Genomic DNA, 20,263 nt, shown 5'->3' with positions numbered 1-20,263 from the left:
GTTTTTATTGTTTCAAGGCGCGCGTTGTTCATAAATAGGGAACTTGAAACCTGAAACAACCGATTATCTTTGCCGCATGAATCTTGGTATTGAAATTGGCGGCACGAAATTACAATTGGTGACAGGCGACATAACTGGCCAGATTAACCAACGTTTTCGATTCGCGATTGACCCGGCACAGGGTGCAGAAGGTATTCTGACGCAAATTGCAAGCACTATCCAGCAGCTTCCCGAAACTCCTCAGTCAATTGGCGTAGGCTTTGGCGGCCCTGTCGATTGGCAAACGGGTAAAATTGCGACTTCCCATCAAATTGCAGGCTGGTCAGGCTTTGACTTGGGCAGCTGGCTGCGGGAGCAGGCACCGGGGGCATTGGTACGCATCGAAAACGACGCCAATGTAGCCGCGCTTGGAGAAGCCCGTCGTGGTGTAGCTACCGGATTCAACCGGGTCTTTTATGTTACGCTGGGCAGTGGCGTTGGTGGCGGTATGGTCGTTGATCGGCACCTTTATCACGGCGCTTTACCCGGTGAAGCCGAAATTGGTCATTTGTGGCTCGTGCCACCAGGCGATTCGTCACCAGGGCAAACCGTTGAGCAAACCGTATCGGGTTGGGCTGTCGACAAACAAATTCGCGACCTACTTCCCCAACTTCCCGATGATTCGGCCTTAAAAATAGCCGTTCAGCAAGCTCATACCCATGGCGATCAGGGTAAAGAAGCCCGGTTTCTGCACCCTGCGTACGAAGCCAGTGACCCCGTTGCCCGAATGCTCATTGAGCAGATTGGGTCGGTGGTGGCCCTCGCCCTTTCGCACGTAATCCATTTGTTTCATCCCGATGCCATTGTATTAGGTGGGGGCATTTCACTCATTGGCGAGCCCTTGCGTGCGGCAGTCCGACAGGCTCTCCCTCGCTTTGTCATGAAATCATTTCAGCCGCCATCCATCGTCTTACTAGCTAAACTGGGTGAAGATGCCGTACCTGTTGGCGCCTTAGAATTAATGAAAAATGAATAATACTATGCTCAATACCCCATTATACATTTTTCATTACTCATTATATATTACCCACTATACTTTATGAATCAGACTTATTTCAAAAATTACCTGGATCGTCAGAAAGCGGCCTACGAAGCAATACCCATTGATCGGGTAGAACACCTCATCAACCTCATTAAACAATGCTGGGAAGACGATCGGCAATTGTTTGCTTTCGGCAATGGCGGTAGTGCTTCCAATGTGTCGCACTTCATCACCGACCTCGGCAAAAGTGCATCCGATACGATGGGCAAACGCTTTCGGTGTACCTCGCTAAACGAAAGTGTTTCATGGATTACAGCGTTGGGCAACGATTACGCCTATGAAGACATTTATCTTCGCCAGCTCCAGAACTACGCCCGTCCCGGCGATCTGGTATTAACGCTCAGTGTGAGCGGCAATTCACCCAATGTGGTAAAAGCTGTTCAATGGGCCAATGACAACGGCTTGACAACCATCGCTCTTGTAGGAGGCAAAGGGGGTAAATTAGCTGAAATAGCCCATGAGTCGATTACTATTCAGGATGAACATTATGGCCGGGTTGAAGATGCCCAGATGACAATCTGCCATATGCTCTGCTATGGATTTATTGAAGAAGGCAAAAAAGCGTAAACCCGCTACTCATTCAGCATCTCAACTCATGAAAAAAACGCTCCTTCAGCTAATCGGCTTCGCTTTCATGGCTTACTACGGAGCTGTAGTCAGCATGGCTCAATCAGTCCTGTCTCTTTCGAATTATACCTATTCGCCAACCCAGTTGGTTATCGGCACGATTCAGTCAAAAGAGCCAATCAGCCGATTTACGCTACGCGGGCCGAATGCGGCTTTATTTAGCGTGAATAAAGCGAATCAGTTGTCCATCAAATCCTCGGCAACGAAGTCTTCCGAACGTTGGTATGATCTGATTGTTGAAGGTCAGAGTGCCAAAGGAGCGCTACTAGATACCTTTCGGCTGGTTAAGGATGAATTTATTCGAAATCAAGTAATTGCCCATCGTGGTGCCTGGAAGCAAAGTGGTACGACTGAAAATTCTCTAACGTCGTTAAACAACGCGGTCAAGTTAGGCTGCATGGGGAGTGAGTTTGATGTGCACATGTCGTCCGATTCGGTCATGTTCATTCATCACGATCCAGCAATGGATGGCATTGAGATAGAGAAGACATCTGCCGCTGATTTAGCAAAACTTAAGCTAAGCAACGGGGAGCCTTTGCCAACGTTAGAGTCGTACTTGCGGGAAGGCATGAAGCAGAACCGAACCCGGCTGATTCTAGAGATAAAAACCTCAAAAACGGGACGGTCGATGGCCTTGACTGAGCGGGTGGTCGACATGGTTCATCACCTAAGGGCACAGGCTTGGGTCGATTATATTGCCTTCGATTACGATGTCTGTAAAAAAGTGAAGGATTTAGATCCTGTAGCGCAGGTCTCCTACCTCAATGGCGATAAATCACCGGAGCAACTAGCAGCGGATAAACTCACGGGCTTTGATTATCATTTTTCGGTTCTGAAAAAGAACGAAGCCTGGTTGCAGGATGCCAAACAACGCCATCTGACCACGAACGCCTGGACAGTAAACGACCGCTCAACCCTTCAATGGTTTCTGGATCAGAAAATCGATTACATTACCACTAATGAGCCGGAGCTACTTCTAGAGCTAGTGAAATAAAATTAGGTTATAAACAGGTACGCCCCGATGGGAGCAAATGTTTATAGTGAAGTTCTATAACATTTGCTCCCATCGGGGCGTACCTGTTTATAAATAATAACGTCTGATTCTAGAGAATCTTTTTTGTTTTGTATGATCTCAAGAATAGCGATCATTACGCCACGGATAGGCCGTATTCGAATAACCACGCTCCTCCCAGAAACCAAGCTGATCTTTGGCTAAGAACTCAATCCGTTTTATCCACTTAGAGCCTTTCCAGGCATACAATTGCGGTGTTATCATGCGAAGCGGTCCGCCATGCTCGCGTGTTAACGGCTTGCCGTCGGCAGTATGAACCAGCAGAACATCGGATTTGAGAGCCTCTTCAAGCGAAACGTTCGTAGAATAGCCATCATATCCATAACACATGATGTGGGTAGCTGACCCTTTGGGATCGACTAAGGCAGCCAGGTCCATAAAACGTACGCCGACCCAGGGAATATCCAATCGCGACCATGTAGTTACACAATGAAAATCGCTTGTATCTTCCACCTGTGGTAGTGCCATCAAATCTTCCCATTTAAGTCGGATTGGATGATTCACTTCGCCATCTATATTAAGCTGCCACTTATCGAGCGGAATACTTGGTTGATACCCCAGGTCCAACACAGGCCATTTGGTCGTAACCGTCTGTCCTACTGGAATTGCTGGCATACCATGCCGATTCACCGGACCTGAGCCACGTGGCTTTTCATCCGTCAAGGAAGGGGTCATGGCCATTTTTTCCTCAAACCTACGTTTGAGTTTCATACGGGCATCGATAATTCGATCGGTTTTTTCGTTCGCTTCCATACCTCTATAAGCTATTTTTTCGCCAAAAAGTTAACGGGCTAACGCCCTATTTTTTATTGGTTACTAACCAGATAACAGATTACAAAAAACACCCCTCCAGTTCAGAGAGGTGCCCATACATGCTCTTGTATTCGTCTATTGATAAGACAATTAAGAAACCCGAACATAACTTCCCAGGAGTTTTACCTCGGCAGCATGGTGGTTCAGGATTTCCTGTAAATCAGGGTCATTGGCGTGCCCCTCACATTCGAGCAGAAACCAGTATTTGAAGGTTGCTCCTTCCCGTAAAGGGCGACTTTCAATTTTAGTGAGGTTAATATTTCGGGAGTTAAACTCCTGAAGAAATTCGGCCAATACACCCGGCGATTGCGTATTCGGTAATCGGGCAATGAGCGTGGTCTTATCATGGCCGCTCGGCTGATTCACAAAATCTTTTGCCAGAATCAGGAATCGTGTCCGGTTCAGATCACTATCTTCAATATTGTCGAACAAGACAGGCACATCGAATAACTTGGCAGCGATACCTGAACACACAGCCGCTGTATGAGGATGCTGTGAAGCCAGTTTTGCCGCTTTCGATGTTGATTCAACGGGCACAAGCTCCGCTTTCAATCCATCGAAATAGTCATTCAAAAACTGGCTGCACTGCCGAAATGCGATGTCTTTCGAATAAATATGGGTAATATCGGCCAGGCTTTCGGCCTGTGTGGCAAACGTAAAATGTACCGGAATCTTAATTTCCGCAACAATACGCAGGTCTTTTTCGAGGAGCAAATCAATCGCTTCCTCAACAACCCCCTCCTGATTGTTCTCAATGGGAACAACCCCGAAGCGTACTCTGCCCGTTTCCACACTCTCGAATACCGACCGAATGCTTGGCAACGCCATATAGGTACTCATGGCCCCAAAACGACTTTCGGCAGCCTGATGGGTAAAGCTACCTTCTGGCCCCAGATAAGCCACTCGTTCGGGGAGTTCCAGATTGCGCGATACAGCAAAAATTTCCAAAAAGATCGCTTCAATGGCAGGCCGGTTCAATAAACCATTATTCTGCTCATGCAGCCGATCAATAATTTGCTTTTCGCGTTCGGGTCGATAAATAACAGCATTGGTCGAGCGCTTTAATTCGCCCACCCGACGTACCAATTCCATCCGCTGATTGAGCAATGTCAGCAGTTGATCATCGAGGGCGTCAATATCGTTACGGAGAGACTCTAAAGTCATAAAAAAATCGTCAGTCAATAGTCGTGAGTCGCCAAGGGCGGTATAGCCTGCAAATAACGGCTAAAATCCCTAATGATCACATGGGCGACCTCGTAACGACTATTGACTGACAGCTTATACTAAGGCAACTTCGTCTACATCTTTTTCGATCCGAAGATTGTCGATAATGAATCGCTGACGATCGGGCGTGTTTTTGCCCATATAATAGCTCAGCAATTTAGGAACCGATGTTTCCTTCTCCATAATCACGGGTTCCAAACGCATATTTTCGCCAATAAACAGGCCAAATTCATCAGGAGAGATTTCGCCTAAACCCTTAAATCGGGTAATCTCAACTTTTTTGCTGCCTTTTATTAATTTATCCGTTGCCGCCTGTTTTTCCTCCTCCGAATAACAATAGGTGGTTTCTTTATGGTTTTTCGGATTCCGAACCCGGAACAAAGGTGTCTCGAGAATGTACAAATGTCCGTTACGAACCAGATCGGGGAAGAATTGCAGAAAAAATGTTAGCATCAACAATCGGATGTGCATGCCGTCAACATCTGCATCGGTGGCAATAACAATACGATTGTACCGAAGGCCATCCAATCCTTCTTCAATATCCAGAGCGTGTTGCAACAGGTTAAACTCTTCGTTTTCGTACACAACTTTTTTAGTCAGGCCAAAACAGTTCAAAGGTTTCCCGCGCAAGCTAAACACAGCCTGCGACTGCACATTCCTCGATTTTGTGATGGAACCACTCGCCGAGTCTCCTTCGGTAATGAAGAGGGTTGACTGGTAACGATCTTCCGCTTTCAAGTCAGGCAAGTGATTGCGACAATCGCGCAATTTTTTGTTGTGAAGGCTTGCTTTTTTGGCACGATCATTGGCCAATTTTTTAATACCGGCGAGTTCTTTGCGCTCCCGCTCCGACTGTTCAATGCGTTTCTTTAGAGCGTCGCGAACAGCGGGATTGATGTGCAAATAATTATCCAGGCGTTCTTTCACAAAATCCTTAACAAATGAACTGACAGACTGGGCGTTCGGCTCGGGCGACATGTTTTGTGATCCAAGCTTTGTTTTGGTTTGCGACTCAAAAACGGGCTCCTGAACTCGTATGCTAATAGCGGCAATAATGGACGACCGGATATCGGATACTTCATAATTCTTATCGAAGTGCCGCCGAACCGTTTCAACAATAGCCTCTTTCAGGGCATTCAGATGCGTACCACCCTGGGTAGTATATTGGCCGTTTACAAATGAATAGTACTCCTCGCCGTATTGATTGCCGTGGGTCATGGCAATTTCGAGATCATTTCCTTTCAGATGGATGATCGGATACCGGAGCGACTCTTCATCTTTTTTGGTCTTGTCGCGAAGTAAATCAAGCAGCCCGTTTTGCGAAATGTATTTCTGTTTATTGAACGCAATTGTCAGCCCCGCATTCAGATAGCAGTAATTCCAGATCATGTTTTCCAGAAACTGCGGAATGAAATGAAAGTTCTTAAATACACTGTCATCGGGTTCAAAGCAGATCAATGTACCGTTTCGCTCGGTAGTCGAATCTTCGCCTTTATTTTTAAGTTCACCTCGTTCAAATTCGGCCCACACGGTACGGCCTTCCCGAAACGATTGCACGCGAAAATAAGTAGACAGGGCATTGACGGCTTTTGTACCCACGCCATTAAGCCCCACCGATTTCTGGAACGCACCCGAGTCGTACTTACCACCAGTATTGATTTTAGAGACGACTTCAACAACTTTTCCCAGTGGAATACCCCGGCCAAAGTCGCGTACTTCAACCCGGTGATCTGTCACACGAACCTCAATGGTTTTACCAAAACCCATGACGTGTTCATCGATACAGTTGTCGATGGTTTCTTTAATAAGCACATAAATACCATCATCGGCAGCGGAGCCATCGCCAAGTTTACCGATATACATGCCTGGTCTCAGGCGAATGTGCTCGCGCCAATCCAGCGAGCGGATACTGTCTTCATTGTATTGAACTGACTGATTCAGCAATTCTGCCATAAGGAGTTAGTAACTAATAGACTAGATCGGGAGGCTAAATAACATACTCCCTAAAAACCAAACATCGGAAAAATTATACCCGGTATAGTTACAGGGATAAAAATTACCGCACAAGAGGAAACTATTTATAATCCAACAAAAGTTCGCTTACTTTGCCGGCTGAACTGTCCTGTGTACTACATAACATATTGGTACGTTACTACAGGGATTCGCCCTTATCGTTTGCGAGCTGTTCGACATCTTAAAAATATGCAAAAACCAGCAATTATGCACGTCTTGCCACTATTTTTTTTTCAACGTGTGGCAACCCGTTTACAACGTAAAAATCGTATTATTTTAACCGCTCTGCTGGTATCCATAGCAGGCTTTACCACCCAGGCTCAGATTGCCCCATCGTCGGGAGCAGGGGCAACTCCCGCATCTGGATTACCCAGTAGTACGCCATCATCACTACCTGGCAGTAGCAAAGGAGCATTACCAGCAGGCGTCAATATCAACAATTTACCGGCTGGTGTTCAGCAGCAACTTAATAACCAACGAACAGGCCAGGGAGCAACCAATGGTCGAACAGCAACTCCTGGAACAACCCAAACGCCAACAGGTGCTGATTTTTCGCAGCAAACGGACACCACTCAGCAAGCATTAACCGATAAGGAAATTGCAGCAGAAGGTGTTAAGCGCGCCCAACTCCGTGAGCAGGCCGAGAGACGCCAGAAACTATTTGGCTATTCGCTCTTTAACGACCCTGCGATGGCCACAACCTTTCAGCCAAACCTGAATATTGCTACTCCTAGGAACTATATTGTTGGCCCAGGCGATGAACTGAATATTCAGATGTATGGCTACTCGGCTGGTGATTTTTCGCAGAAAGTATCGCCAGAAGGCTACGTTTATATTTCAGGTCAAAGTGGTATTGGACCAATTTTCGTATCTGGCTTAAGCGTCGATAAAGCGAAAGAACGTCTCATAAGCCGGATGTCGGCTAAGTTTGTGGGGCTACGCAACTCTTCGTATGGCGCCCAAAATACGTTCCTGGAGGTTTCATTAGGAAATATTCGTAGTATTCGGGTAACCGTAACTGGCGATGCAATACGGCCTGGCACCTACACTATGTCGGGTTTGTCGACAGTGATGAACGCTATTTATCAGGCAGGTGGACCTAACGATGTTGGTTCATTCCGTAAAGTTCAACTCATTCGGAACAACCATATTTTGGCCACGCTCGATCTGTATGATTATCTGTTAAATGGTACCCAACGCAATGATTTTCGTTTACAGGATAATGACAACATTCGATTTACAACCTATATTCAGCGGGTTGAAATCAATGGAGCGGTTAAACGATCAAATATTTTCGAAATGCTTCCGGGCGAAACTCTGGAACGGTTACTTTTCTATGCAGGCGACTTTACGTCAAACGCGTATAAAAGTCGGCTACAGGTAACCCGCCTAACCGATCGCGAACTAAAATTCCTGGATGTAACTGTTCCCGAATTTAAGACGTTTGTGATGCAGGACGGCGATATCGTGACTGTTGAACGATTGCTCAATCGCTTTGAGAATAAACTAACTATTGAAGGGTCAGTTTATCGTCCTGGCGAATATTCGTTGGATAATAACCGTACGCTAAAACAACTCATTGCCTCTGCCGAAGGGTTGAAAGGAGACGCCTTTACGGGTCGAATCAATATTCTGAGAACCCGTGAAGATTTGGCCATGGAAAACCTGGCCATAAACCTGGCTGCTATTATGGCTGGTACACAGGAAGATATTCCTCTCCAGCGCGAAGATCAGGTTATTATTCCGTCGCGGTTTGAGTTAGCTCAGGCAGCAACAATTTCAGTACAGGGTGAGGTGAACAGAGTAGATACTGACCTGCCTTATATGGCTAATATGACACTAAATGATGCACTTGTTCAAACAGGTGGTCTGAAAGAATCAGCAGCAGCATCGCTGGTTGAAGTTGTTCGTAGAAAAAAGGATGTTGACCCCCGTTCTCCATCTGCTCAGATTGCTACAATCTATCGGTTCAATGTCAACCGGGATTTGTCAATCAACTCCGACGAGAACAAAAACTTCACCTTAGAACCGTTCGACCAGATCATAGTTCGCCGATCGCCTAACTACGCCATTCAAACCTACGCTACCGTTGCAGGCGAAGTAATATTGCCCGGTGCGTACGCGATTATTAGTAAAGATCAGAAAATTTCAGATCTGGTTGCTCAGGCCGGCGGCCTCACGCCACAAGCTTATGTAGAAGGAGCAACATTGGTTCGTCCAGTAAAACTGAGTGCTGAAGAATTGCGTCGGAAGCAGCAGGCTATCGAAGACGTCGCTAATAGTGCGGCAAAATCTGTCGTTGAGACCGAAGTTATTTCGACGAACTCGGTTGAGTCCATTAATATTAATCTTAAGAAGATCCTGCAAAAACCAGGTTCGTCTGAAGATATTTTGCTTCAGGAAGGCGACACCTTACGCATTCCTAAGCTCCTCGAAACAGTACGTGTTGAGGGGGAAGTACAATTACCCAAAACGGTAAAATACCGGGCTGGTCAGGGCTTCCGGGATTACATTTCAGAAACCGGTGGCTTTACCAGTAAATCACAACGCCGGCGATCGTTTATCATGTATGCCAATGGCTCCGTCGATCGTACCCGCAAGTTTGTTTTCTTCAATGTGTATCCACGTGTTGAGCCAGGTGCTGAAATCATCGTTCCAAGAAAAACAAATGTGCCGCTGACCCCCCAACAGATATTAACGTCAACAGCAGGTACGATTTCATCGCTGTTAAGTGTAATCGGGTTGATTATCGCTTTAAGCCGGGTGGGGAACTAATTTAAAGGAAACTATGACGCCTACAAATAAACCAGCTATAGACCCAAACGGCATCGTTACCCGGCCGTTACCTCCCGATCAGATTTCCCCCAAAGCAGTTGTCTTGCGCCTTCTGCAGATAAAGAACGTATTTCGACGCAACTGGAAGTTACTTGTTATTCTGGTAGCAATAGGGGCACTAATTGGCTATATATATGATCTAATGCATAAAAGCCGAATCACCTACACGGGTTCGATTATGTTTAACCTCGGCGGAGGGTCATCGAGTGGTGGATTTGGTGAGTTAGGTCAATTAGCAGGAGCTTTCGGATTAAGCTCTGGCGCTCCCGATGCGAATATCTTTGTTGGAGATAACTTCTTAATCTATGCTCAGTCTCGGCCAGTTGTTGAGAAAACCCTGATGCAACATGATACGATCAATGGCAAAGACACGCTATTGGTCAATTATTACATTCGCCATAGTGGTATTCGCGATAAAGAATGGGAAGAAAATGATTCTTTAAGAGCTTTTTATTTTAAGAGAGCAAAAAAGCCGGAAGAGTATACCAAAATGGAGCAGTTGGCAATGGCCGACATTTATACGCGGATCAAAAGTGAAATAGCGATAAAACAGCCAGAACGCAAATCGTCATTTATGGAGTTAAGCTGCTTTATGGAAGATGAGCTACTGACGGCAACTTTTCTGTCTCGCCACCTCAAAACGATTGAAGAAGATTATCAGCGGAAGCAAACCAAAAAAACCCGCGAAATGTATGACCTGCTTAATGAACGTTCTGATTCGCTGGCCAGGATTTTAAGTGGCACCGAAAACCAGTTGGCCCAGTTCATGGATCAGAATCAGCAGGTGGTGGTAGCGCAGGCTCGTATAAAAGAGAATAAGTTGACTCGCAATTCAACCTTCCTAACTACCTTATACTATCAGGCTTTACAGCAGGCCGATAACATGCGTCTGTCGCTTATTCGGGAAACGCCCTTGTTCACAATTATTGAGCCTGTATCATTGCCTTTATTTCGGGAGGTACTTAATACAAAGGGATTGCAGATTGGAACAGCGCTTTCGTTTATCTTAGCTATTATCGTCATTTTTATCCGAGAGACGTATCGGTCTATCATGAAGGAAGAATAAACAGTTATGGATTAACTGGACAAGTAAACGATCCTGTTATTAATCGACTAACTTATTTTGAAAACTCACGAAGTAATTATTCAACCGGGTCGCTCAGAGCGGCATTACTGGCGAGACCTCTGGCGCAATCGGGAACTGATGTATATTCTGTCGATGCGCGACGTGTCTGTTCGGTATAAGCAGACAGCATTAGGCACTGCCTGGGGACTTATCCGCCCCCTGACGACCATGCTGATTATGGTGTTCGTCTTCAGTAAAATTGCTAAACTGCCAGCTGATCCGGGTGTCCCCTACCCCCTCATGGTTCTGGGCGGTATTACGGTCTGGACATTTTTTTCAACGGCTTTTACCCAGATCAGTAACAGCGTAACGCTGAATTCTAACCTGGTTACGAAAGTCTATTTTCCACGGCTTATTATGCCCATCAGTTCGATAGCGGTTAGTTTTGTCGACTTTTTGGTTTCGCTGGGACTATTTATTCTGTTAGCCATTTGGTATCGGTTCATACCTGACTGGCATTTACTTTTACTCCCTGCGTTTATTGTGCTGGCGCTGCTGGCATCGTTTGCCTTTGGGCTATTCTTTGCCGCCGTCAATGTCAAATTCCGCGATATAGGCCAACTCATTCCGTTCATTGTTCAGGTTGGCTTTTACATTTGCCCGATTGCATACAGCAGTCGCCTAGTTGCAGAGAAAGCCAACGAATGGTGGGCACCTTTTTACTGGTTCAATCCGATGGTTGGTATCATCGACGGTTTTCGTTGGTCACTGCTCGGTGAAAAAGCCTACTTTGATCTTCATAGTTTACTCCTATCTATTGGTATAGTAACAGTCTGTTTAATTCTGTCTCTATACTTTTTTCGGAAGCGGGAGAATACTTTTGTAGATGATATATAAGAATTACGAATTGCGAAGTACGAATTACGACGTATCACAGTCGTAACTTGTAGCGCTTCCCCTGCGAATTCGTGCATCGTAAATCACACATCGTAAATCACTATGTCTGTTATCACTGTCGAAAATATAAGTAAGCAATACATCATTGACCACAAAAGAGGCAAGGGTAGCAATACGCTACGCGATGTTCTGACGGAAAATTTCCGGTCGATGTTTGGCAAGAAGGCTAAGAATGCCACTACTCATGAAGAGTTCTGGGCTTTACGCGACGTCAACTTTTCGATTGAACAGGGCGATCGGGTAGGTCTCGTTGGGCACAATGGAGCCGGGAAATCAACGATGCTCAAGATCTTGAGCAAGATTATTCAACCAACCACAGGTACAGTACGTATTCGGGGGCGGGTAGCCAGTTTGCTTGAAGTTGGAACAGGCTTCCACCCGGAACTGACTGGCCGGGAAAACATTTTTTTAAATGGTTCGCTACTCGGAATGAGCCGTAGCGAAATCAAGAAGCAATTCGATGAAATTGTGGCTTTCGCTGGAGTTGAAAAATTCCTGGACACTCCCGTAAAGCGCTATTCATCAGGCATGTACGTTCGACTTGGGTTTGCCATATCGGCTCACCTCGACCCCGAAATCATGATTGTTGATGAGGTTTTGGCCGTAGGTGATGCGGAATTTCAGAAAAAAAGTTTGGGTAAAATGCGGGATAACTCGGCCAGTGGTCGAACGGTTATCTTTGTTAGCCATAACTTAACCGCCGTACAAGCCCTTTGCAATAAGACTTTTTATTTTGAAAAAGGCCGTTTGATCGAACAGGGCGAGACGAACCAAGTTATTGCCTCTTACCTGAGCAAGGTTTCGAAAACACGATTACGCCGTCAGTGGGATACGCCCGAAGAAGGTCCAGGCAATGATCTGGTCCGCGTACGACGGATTGAGTTGATTCCAGACTATCAGGAGGACCTGACTCATATTGACGTTCGGACCTCCATGACGTTTCAGTTTGAATTCTGGAATCAAATGGATCATGCCAACCTGAATTTAAGTCTGCACCTTAATTCGCTTACGGGTGAGTGTATTTTTAATATCGGTACACTATCACAACCCTATGGCAAAGGATTGATTGCTGCTGAATGTACCATTCCAGGTTATTTCCTCAACGATGGTTCGTATACCATTTCCATAATGATCGTTAAGGATACGGTTACACCACTTTATGTTATGGAAGAAGGCATTACCTTTGATGTTGAGGATTATCGCGAAGGAATTGCCTGGTACGGGAAATGGCCTGGCTATGTTCGACCGCAGTTTCCTTTTCATACCAAAATGCTGGAACCTGTTGTAAGTGAGTAGTTTACAGGTATCAGTTATCGATCAAGAATCATGATCTACTGGTGTACAATCACTAGGTAACCTCATGATTCGTAAACGATTATAAACTGAAACTGTCGACTATCTACTAATGGCCATTCACTGATTCCTGACGAATGATTAACGTAACTAAATCATACCTGCCCGATCTTGAGGATTATGTAACCCTTTTAAGAGGTGTCTGGGAACGCGTTCACCTAACAAATGACGGCCCCTTATTGCGCGACTTAGAGGATCAACTAAAAGAATTCCTGGGCGTTAAGCATCTGAAGTTCTGTACCAATGGCACCATTGTTCTCCAGATGGCCCTCAAGGTACTGGATATTAAAAAAGAGGTGATTACAACTCCTTTCTCCTACGTTGCAACCACTAATGCGCTATTGTGGGAAGGCTGTACCCCTATTTTTGCCGATATTCGTCCAGACGATTTCAATATCGATCCGGCCAAAATTGAATCTCTGATTACCGAGAATACAGAGGCTATTATGGCAACCCATGTGTACGGCAATGCTTGCCAGATCGAGCAAATTCAGGCGATAGCAGAGAAACATAATCTGAAAGTTATTTACGACGCAGCGCACACGTTCGGGGCTACGTATAAAGGAAGTTCAATTCTCAGCTACGGAGATATCAGTACCTGTAGTTTCCACGCAACGAAAGTATTTCATACGGTTGAGGGTGGTTGTATTGTAACGAATGACGATGCTCTGGCAGAGAAATTGCATCACTACCGTTCGTTTGGTCATAAGAATGACACGTATTTTGGGTTAGGCATAAATGCCAAAAATTCAGAGTTCCATGCGGCAATGGGTTTGTGCGTACTACCGAAAGTACCCGATCTAATTGCGGCCCGTAAAGAACGGTTCGGCTACTACGATAGTCAGCTTGATTTTAGCCGGATTACGCGTCCTTCCCTTACACCTGGCATGGAGTATAACTATGCTTATTATCCGATTGTATTCGATTCGGAAGAAACGCTTCTGCGCGTCATGGAGACGCTGGTATCCCAGAATATTGTACCTCGGCGCTATTTCTACCCTTCCTTAAATACATTGCCTTTTGCACTTACCTCAGGCGAAGCACAGCCCTGCCCGGTATCGGAGGATGTTGCATTACGGGTGTTGTGTTTACCCATGTACCCTGATTTAGCTAAAGCAGATATCGACCGTATTGCCACTATCGTCAACGAAGCCGTGCTTGCGGTCAACGAAGATGCCTAATCCATTAGCTGCCTGACAATTAGCCAATCAGATCAATGATTGATTGCGCTTACTGGCAGGCAACTTTGTTTAATGCTGCTAGTACGGTTTGTTGTACCTTATGATCCTAGTCTATCTCCTTTCGCTTTTTCTGTTTATTTACTATGTCGGTCAGTTATCGACACGTATTTCTCGTCGGTCACTGACGGAGTGGTGGCTAACCACTTTCCTTCTGGGAGCTGGCAGCGTTATTCTAACTGGTTTTATCCTTTCCGCTTTATACCTGACGGCCAACACAGCGGTTTGGGCTGGGTCGGTGTTCGTTACCGCTACTATAGTTGGTGGTTTGTTGAGCCGGTTGATTAATCAGGAACGTTTTTCGGTAATACCCCTTATTCAAGAGCGTTGGCAAACAGGCCGAGAATGGTTCAGCGGTTTATCCGGCTATTCTCGCTTTCTGTTTTCTATACTATTCAGCACACTACTCCTTCTTGCAGTTACCAATCTTCTGTTAGTTCTGTTCACGGTTCCAAATGAGTGGGACAGCATGACCGGCCATTTAAATCGGGTAATGCAATATGTACAACGAGGTACGATGCGTCATTTTGGTGGTACAAACTGGAATATCGATACGTACCCAAAGAGTGTTTGTACGCTTCAGATCTATTCATTTCTGATTACGGGCCACTTCGAAAACGGCTTCAAATTCATTCACCACCTAAGCTATTGGACAGCTATTGTGGCCGTATTTGGCATTGTGCAACGCATCGGTCAAAATCAATTATCGGCTAGCTTTTTCTGTGCGTTAGCATACGCTCTGCTTCCCGATTTTTTGATGCAGTCGATCACAACCGAAACGGATATTGTCTTGACAGCTTATCTGAGTGTGTTGTTATATATGCTGTTTAGTTATCGGACGAGTGGAACCCGGCAGGTTGGCACTCCGCCACAGCCCGATAGCCGCTATTTGTATTTAGCCGGTATGGCGTTCGGTATTGCTTATGGCCATAAGATTACGTTCACCTTACTATTGCCTTCGGTGTTTGTTATCATGATTTACACCGTTTTTCTGTCACCATCCTGGGCCATTACATTTGGACGAACCTGGCGGCTGGCAGCGGCAATTTTGATTGGGTTTTGCATATGGACTCTGCCAACGGGCTATTTAAAGAACATCGAAGTTTTTGGTCACCCCATTGGCCCGCCAACTGCGCTCAAACACCAGTCTGTTGAGCGAGCTGGTTCCTTATCAAATCTTCTAGAGCAAGGTAGCAGAAATGTGATTCGATATGGTTATGATCACGTCAATCTGGACGGCATCCGAAATCTCGCTATCGGCGCTGAAGTTAATCACGCTATGCGCCAGCCGCTAGTCGTCCTGGAAAATAAATTACACATGCGGCTGGACGAAGAAACCGATTTCTCCATCCAGCCCTTCGCCTTCGATCGGAAGTTTGTATTCTACAATGCCAATCCATATTGGGGCATCTTTGGATTTGGGCTTATTTTCCCGTTACTCATTCTGGTATTAATTGGTTTCGTACGCTCAACACCTCATTTTTTCTTGGGTATAGCGCTACTGCTTCATTTTGCCGCTCTCTCCTACTCCGCCCCCTATGATCCATTTAAAGGGCGTTATTTTATCGAGACTGGGGTATTTGGTATTACCTTTCTGGCACTCTTATTTCTGCATCCACGAACAACGGTTAATACGCCAGGCCGAGTGATCTGGAAAAGTTACGTTGGTCTGGTAACGGTAGTAGGCTGTCTTTCGGCTCTATTAGCTATATTTCTCAATACCCGAGCGTTGCCATTTGCCTGGACAGCGCCCGATGGGACGTCTTTTGTCTCAGCCTTCCAATCCGACAGAATCCGCCAAATGACCTTGGGTCGGCCTGACACCTATATTCCTTACAAACGTTTCGATGAACTAGTCCCCGACAGTGCTACGGTTGCCTTAGCTACCATCAACGACGATTATGAGTATCCGCTTTACGGCCCGCATTTATCTCGACGACTTATTGCTATCAATCCGTTTGAGAAGGGTCTGAAGCCAATCCCGAAAGAGGCCGATTATCTCTTTTTTGATAAAAGTGTGATAAAACCTCAACCCGGCGATTTACGCTTAGGCACCGACACCACCATGCGGGCCAATGTAATTGTACCTGCCGAGGACTATTATTTGCGAAAACTCAAAAAATAAGTTATGACGCTTGCCATCATGCAACCTTATTTTATGCCCTACATCGGCTACATGCAGCTCATGAGTGCTGTTGATACATTTGTGTTGTACGATGATGTAGCGTTCATAAACCGAGGTTGGATAAACCGGAATCGGCTACTTATAAACGGACAGGAATACCTTTTTACCGTTCCATTGAAAGATGCCAGCCAGAATAAACGCATTAATGAAGTGCATCTGGCCGACGATCCGAAGTGGCGTAGTAAATTGTTAAAAACGATTGAACAGGGTTATCGGAAAGCTCCCTATTATCAAACGGTGATGCCGCTAACCGAAAAAGTTATCAATTTTACCACCGATTCCATTGCTGATCTGGTCTATTTTAGTCTGGTTGAACTGAATCAGTATTTAGGTATGACGACTCGCCTGGTACAATCATCTACGATCTATGCCAATGAGGACATGAAAGCCCAGGCGCGTATACTGGACATTTGTCGGCAGGAAAACGCACAGCGTTATATCAATCCAATTGGTGGGACTGAACTGTACGACAAACCGACGTTTGATCAAGCAGGTATCCAATTAAATTTTATTAAGTCTAATCGGGTCGAGTATCCTCAATTCAAAAACGAATTTGTTCCCTGGTTATCTATCATCGATGTATTGATGTTTAACGACGTCGCGACAGTCAGGACGATGTTGACTGAATATGAATTAGTATAATAAAGAGTGAAAGAATGAATGAGTGAAAGAGCGAAAAGCTGAACATCACTCATTCGTTCACTCACTCATTCGCTCATTAAATTATGGCAAAAGTTATCATTTTCGGGGTAATGGATACGGCTGAACTGGCCCACTTCTACCTTACGCACGATTCGGAACACGAAGTAGTGGCTTTTACGGTTAGCCGGGAATACATGAACGGCACTGAATTCCAGGGATTGCCGTTGGTGGCGTTTGAGGATGTAGAAACACTGTTTTCGCCGAAGGAATACAAATTTTTCGCGCCTATGACAGGTCGGAACATGAACCGGAATCGCGAACGAATTTACCTCGAAGCCAAAGCGAAAGGATACGAATTCATTTCCTATATCAGTTCAAAAGCAACACTTTTCGGGAATCAGATCGGTGAAAATTGCTTCATTCTGGAAGACAATACCATTCAGCCGTTCACCACGATTGGCAACAATGTTGTTCTTTGGAGTGGCAACCACATTGGCCATCATGGACAAATCAAGGATCACGTTTTCTTTACGTCACACGTGGTTATGTCGGGACATTGTGTGATCGAACCTTACTGCTTTTTTGGCGTCAATAGTACCATTCGCGATTACCTCCATGTTGCTACAGGTACTCTTTTAGCCATGGCAGCTGCCATTTATAAAGACACCGAAGAATGGGGTATGTATCTGGGTAATCCGGCAAAAAAGCTCCCCAAACCAAGTTACGAAGCTTATTGATAGCAGTACGATTTACGATTCATGAACTCGTGATTTTACAATCGTAATTCGTACTTCGTAAATCGTACATGCATATACTTCTCATTGGCCACGATGCCAATCGCGCCGGTGCGCCACTTGTTCTACTTAATATAATGCGTTTGCTAAAGGCCAAGGGCCTGCAAATGCATCTGTTACTTGGCGAAGGTGGCCCAATCTTAGATGATTATCAGGCTATTTGCCCTATAACAATCTGGCCTGCTCCCAAGACTTACGTCATAAACGCGCTGGCAGATAAAGTATTGGGCAAGTTAGGATTATGGCAGCAGTTTCATGATCGGCAACAGGCAACCCGGCAACGTGAAATCCAGGAACAATTAGATCTGGGTTCCATTGATCTGGTGTTGGTTAATACCGTAGCTAGCAGTCACTTGTTCAGTCAGTTGGTGATTCCTGATAAAACTCCAGTTGTCACATTCGTACATGAACTGGCCATGTCGGTCAGGATTTACTCAAAGCCCGACGAATTGGCTCATCTGCTAAAGCGAACGACTCATTTACTGGCTGTTTCGCGGGCAACTGCTCTCTATTATGAACGAGAACATGGCTTCGATCCTGCCCGCATAAGCCTTTATACGCTCATTGATACGCCCACACTGGCGCGCAATGTTCAACAAGCACGCGATCAACCAGGTTTGTATTCAGCATTAGGTCTGCCTGCCGATGCGTTGATAGTGGGGGGATGCGGCAATGCGGAGTGGCGAAAAGGAAATGATTTATTTATCTCGCTGGCTCGGCAAGTAATTGGCCGAACGCAGGCAACATTAACTAACAGTAGCCTGACACAGCCCATTCATTTTGTTTGGGTTGGCATGCCCCTCGGCTCGTTGCGCGACGATTTGCTGCTGGATATTCAAAAAGCTGGCCTTACCAATCAGGTTCATTTAATTCCGCCCACGCCCGATGTGTTGCGCTACATGAGCCGGTTCGATGTATTTGTGCTTTGCTCCCGCGAAGACCCTTACCCATTAGTTGTTTTTGAAGCTGGTTTATGTGGCATTCCGGTTGTCTGTTTCGAGGGTGCTGGAGGTTCTCCCGAACTGGTTGAAGACGATGGCGGTTTTGTTGTTCCTTACCTTGACCTGGACACGATGAGTAGTCAAGTAGTAGCGTTACTTCAACAGCCTGATCTCCGTCATAAGCTAGGCCATCGACTCGGTCAAAAGATCCTGGAACGTCACCCTGCGAAGCAGAGTGTTGAAACTCTCGTAACTTTGTTCAACCAACTGACTATTAAATAGACTATTTGAATGGCAATACGTCCCTCTGGCTATATGCCCCAATTAGATTCGCTACGGACGTTTGCGGTTATGCTAGTGATTATTTATCACTGGTTTCCAACGGGCGAAGGCATCAATCGATTACCCAACGGCTCGATAGGTGTTGTGATTTTTTTTGTCCTTAGTGGCTTTCTCATCACCCGAATTCTTCTCCAAAGCAGAGACCTGATTCAGATGGGCGAGTATTCATTTAAGGACACTTACCGCAATTTTTTCATTCGACGCATCCTTCGTCTTTTACCGCTCTATTACCTGGCTATTACCTTCGTCTGGCTAGTACTTCCCGACGCTTCGGATATTGACGAACACCCTTTAGTCTATTATTTATACGGATACAATTTCCTGCTTAACAAAACCGGAAACTGGGCCGATATATTATCTCCTTTCTGGACGCTGGCGGTCGAGGAGCAACTGTACCTTGTTTGGCCCTGCATCGTCTTATTAGTTCCAAAAAACTACTTTCGCTGGGCTATTTTGGCCATGATTGTGTTGGGGATAGCTTCTCGCGCTTACGGGTATACGCAAGAGCGTCTTGATGGAGTTCTGACACCTGCCTGTTTAGATACGTTTGGGATAGGTGCTTTGTGGGCTTACGTGGTTGTTGATCATCCCAACTCGATCGATGCCTTTCTGAAGAAATTAACCATTGTCGCCGGATTGGCACTCCTTGGTTTCGTAGGTTTACTTTTCTTACCCAACGATCATTTAATGGCCGTTTTGTTCCAACGAACACTCATTTCGGTACTTGCTCTATTTATTATTGCCCGAGCAAGCCTGGGTTTCAAAGGTCTGGCTGGGCAGGTCCTTAACAGTTCTGTTCTTCAGTATTTTGGGCGAATCAGCTACGGGCTTTATGTATTCCATATGCTTGTTCCGTCTTATGGCATGAAGATACTATTCGCTATTAGTAATCGCATCCACCTCCCCTTGACCTTGGGGTATTGGTCACATCGTTTTGTAAGTTTGTTATTGCTACTAGTCGTAGCATCGCTTTCCTGGTATCTGTTTGAGAAACCTTTGCAAAACCTAAAGCGTCATTTTACTCAGAAAAGAACGGGTGAATTGGTGAGTTAGGCAATCCTATTTACTCAACTGCATTAC

Annotated in this window: 16 protein-coding genes; 13 read left to right on the top strand and 3 right to left on the bottom strand. The window is 45.6% G+C overall.

Annotated elements, in window-relative coordinates; genetic code table 11:
- Positions 1-76: 76 nt before the first annotated feature.
- The 3 genes from ACYVGR_RS08220 to ACYVGR_RS08210 all read left to right on the top strand — a co-directional run bounded on the left by ACYVGR_RS08220 (position 77) and on the right by ACYVGR_RS08210 (position 2,702).
- On the top strand, positions 77-1,015 hold the full coding sequence (locus ACYVGR_RS08220) for an ROK family protein (protein WP_460955386.1): 939 nt from the start codon (positions 77-79) through the stop codon (positions 1,013-1,015).
- A gap of 63 nt (positions 1,016-1,078) precedes the next feature.
- Positions 1,079-1,648 (top strand): D-sedoheptulose-7-phosphate isomerase, encoded by a 570-nt coding sequence (locus tag ACYVGR_RS08215; protein ID WP_460955384.1) that lies wholly within the window; start codon positions 1,079-1,081, stop codon positions 1,646-1,648.
- Positions 1,649-1,676: 28 nt separating this feature from the next.
- Positions 1,677-2,702, top strand: a complete 1,026-nt coding sequence (locus tag ACYVGR_RS08210) for a glycerophosphodiester phosphodiesterase (RefSeq protein WP_460955382.1) — start codon at positions 1,677-1,679, stop codon at positions 2,700-2,702.
- A gap of 138 nt (positions 2,703-2,840) precedes the next feature.
- Here ACYVGR_RS08210 and ACYVGR_RS08205 read toward each other — a convergent pair whose 3' ends face one another.
- The 3 genes from ACYVGR_RS08205 to ACYVGR_RS08195 form a co-directional block, all read right to left on the bottom strand.
- Positions 2,841-3,533: a sulfite oxidase-like oxidoreductase gene (locus ACYVGR_RS08205; RefSeq protein WP_460955380.1), complete on the bottom strand. Its 693-nt coding sequence runs from the start codon at positions 3,531-3,533 to the stop codon at positions 2,841-2,843.
- A gap of 150 nt (positions 3,534-3,683) precedes the next feature.
- Positions 3,684-4,757: a prephenate dehydratase gene (gene pheA, locus ACYVGR_RS08200; protein ID WP_182463333.1), complete on the bottom strand. Its 1,074-nt coding sequence runs from the start codon at positions 4,755-4,757 to the stop codon at positions 3,684-3,686.
- A gap of 114 nt (positions 4,758-4,871) precedes the next feature.
- Positions 4,872-6,770: a DNA topoisomerase IV subunit B gene (locus tag ACYVGR_RS08195; protein ID WP_460955378.1), complete on the bottom strand. Its 1,899-nt coding sequence runs from the start codon at positions 6,768-6,770 to the stop codon at positions 4,872-4,874.
- Positions 6,771-7,019: 249 nt separating this feature from the next.
- On the opposite strand from ACYVGR_RS08195, the gene ACYVGR_RS08190 reads away from it, so the two are divergent.
- The 10 genes from ACYVGR_RS08190 to ACYVGR_RS08145 all read left to right on the top strand — a co-directional run bounded on the left by ACYVGR_RS08190 (position 7,020) and on the right by ACYVGR_RS08145 (position 20,236).
- Entirely contained in the window at positions 7,020-9,605 is a 2,586-nt protein-coding gene (locus ACYVGR_RS08190) for a polysaccharide biosynthesis/export family protein (RefSeq protein WP_460955376.1), read from the top strand.
- Between the two features lie 13 nt (positions 9,606-9,618).
- Positions 9,619-10,731, top strand: coding sequence for a hypothetical protein (locus ACYVGR_RS08185; RefSeq protein ID WP_460955374.1), 1,113 nt, complete (start codon positions 9,619-9,621; stop codon positions 10,729-10,731).
- Positions 10,732-10,788: 57 nt separating this feature from the next.
- A complete protein-coding gene (locus ACYVGR_RS08180) occupies positions 10,789-11,628 on the top strand; it encodes an ABC transporter permease (protein ID WP_460955372.1) in 840 nt (279 codons plus the stop codon).
- A gap of 102 nt (positions 11,629-11,730) precedes the next feature.
- Positions 11,731-12,984 (top strand): ABC transporter ATP-binding protein, encoded by a 1,254-nt coding sequence (locus ACYVGR_RS08175; protein WP_460955370.1) that lies wholly within the window; start codon positions 11,731-11,733, stop codon positions 12,982-12,984.
- Positions 12,985-13,118: 134 nt separating this feature from the next.
- Positions 13,119-14,222: a DegT/DnrJ/EryC1/StrS family aminotransferase gene (locus ACYVGR_RS08170; protein ID WP_460955368.1), complete on the top strand. Its 1,104-nt coding sequence runs from the start codon at positions 13,119-13,121 to the stop codon at positions 14,220-14,222.
- Between the two features lie 100 nt (positions 14,223-14,322).
- Positions 14,323-16,404, top strand: coding sequence for a glycosyltransferase family 39 protein (locus tag ACYVGR_RS08165; RefSeq protein WP_460955366.1), 2,082 nt, complete (start codon positions 14,323-14,325; stop codon positions 16,402-16,404).
- Between the two features lie 3 nt (positions 16,405-16,407).
- On the top strand, positions 16,408-17,106 hold the full coding sequence (locus tag ACYVGR_RS08160) for a WbqC family protein (RefSeq protein WP_460955364.1): 699 nt from the start codon (positions 16,408-16,410) through the stop codon (positions 17,104-17,106).
- 83 nt (positions 17,107-17,189) lie between these two features.
- Positions 17,190-17,843: an acetyltransferase gene (locus ACYVGR_RS08155; RefSeq protein ID WP_460955362.1), complete on the top strand. Its 654-nt coding sequence runs from the start codon at positions 17,190-17,192 to the stop codon at positions 17,841-17,843.
- 68 nt (positions 17,844-17,911) lie between these two features.
- Positions 17,912-19,123 (top strand): glycosyltransferase, encoded by a 1,212-nt coding sequence (locus tag ACYVGR_RS08150; RefSeq protein WP_460955360.1) that lies wholly within the window; start codon positions 17,912-17,914, stop codon positions 19,121-19,123.
- 9 nt (positions 19,124-19,132) lie between these two features.
- Positions 19,133-20,236, top strand: coding sequence for an acyltransferase family protein (locus ACYVGR_RS08145; RefSeq protein ID WP_460955358.1), 1,104 nt, complete (start codon positions 19,133-19,135; stop codon positions 20,234-20,236).
- Positions 20,237-20,263 lie beyond the last annotated feature (27 nt).

The organism is Spirosoma litoris (genome assembly GCF_054776755.1).
This window is presented reverse-complemented; position numbering and strand designations above follow the sequence as displayed.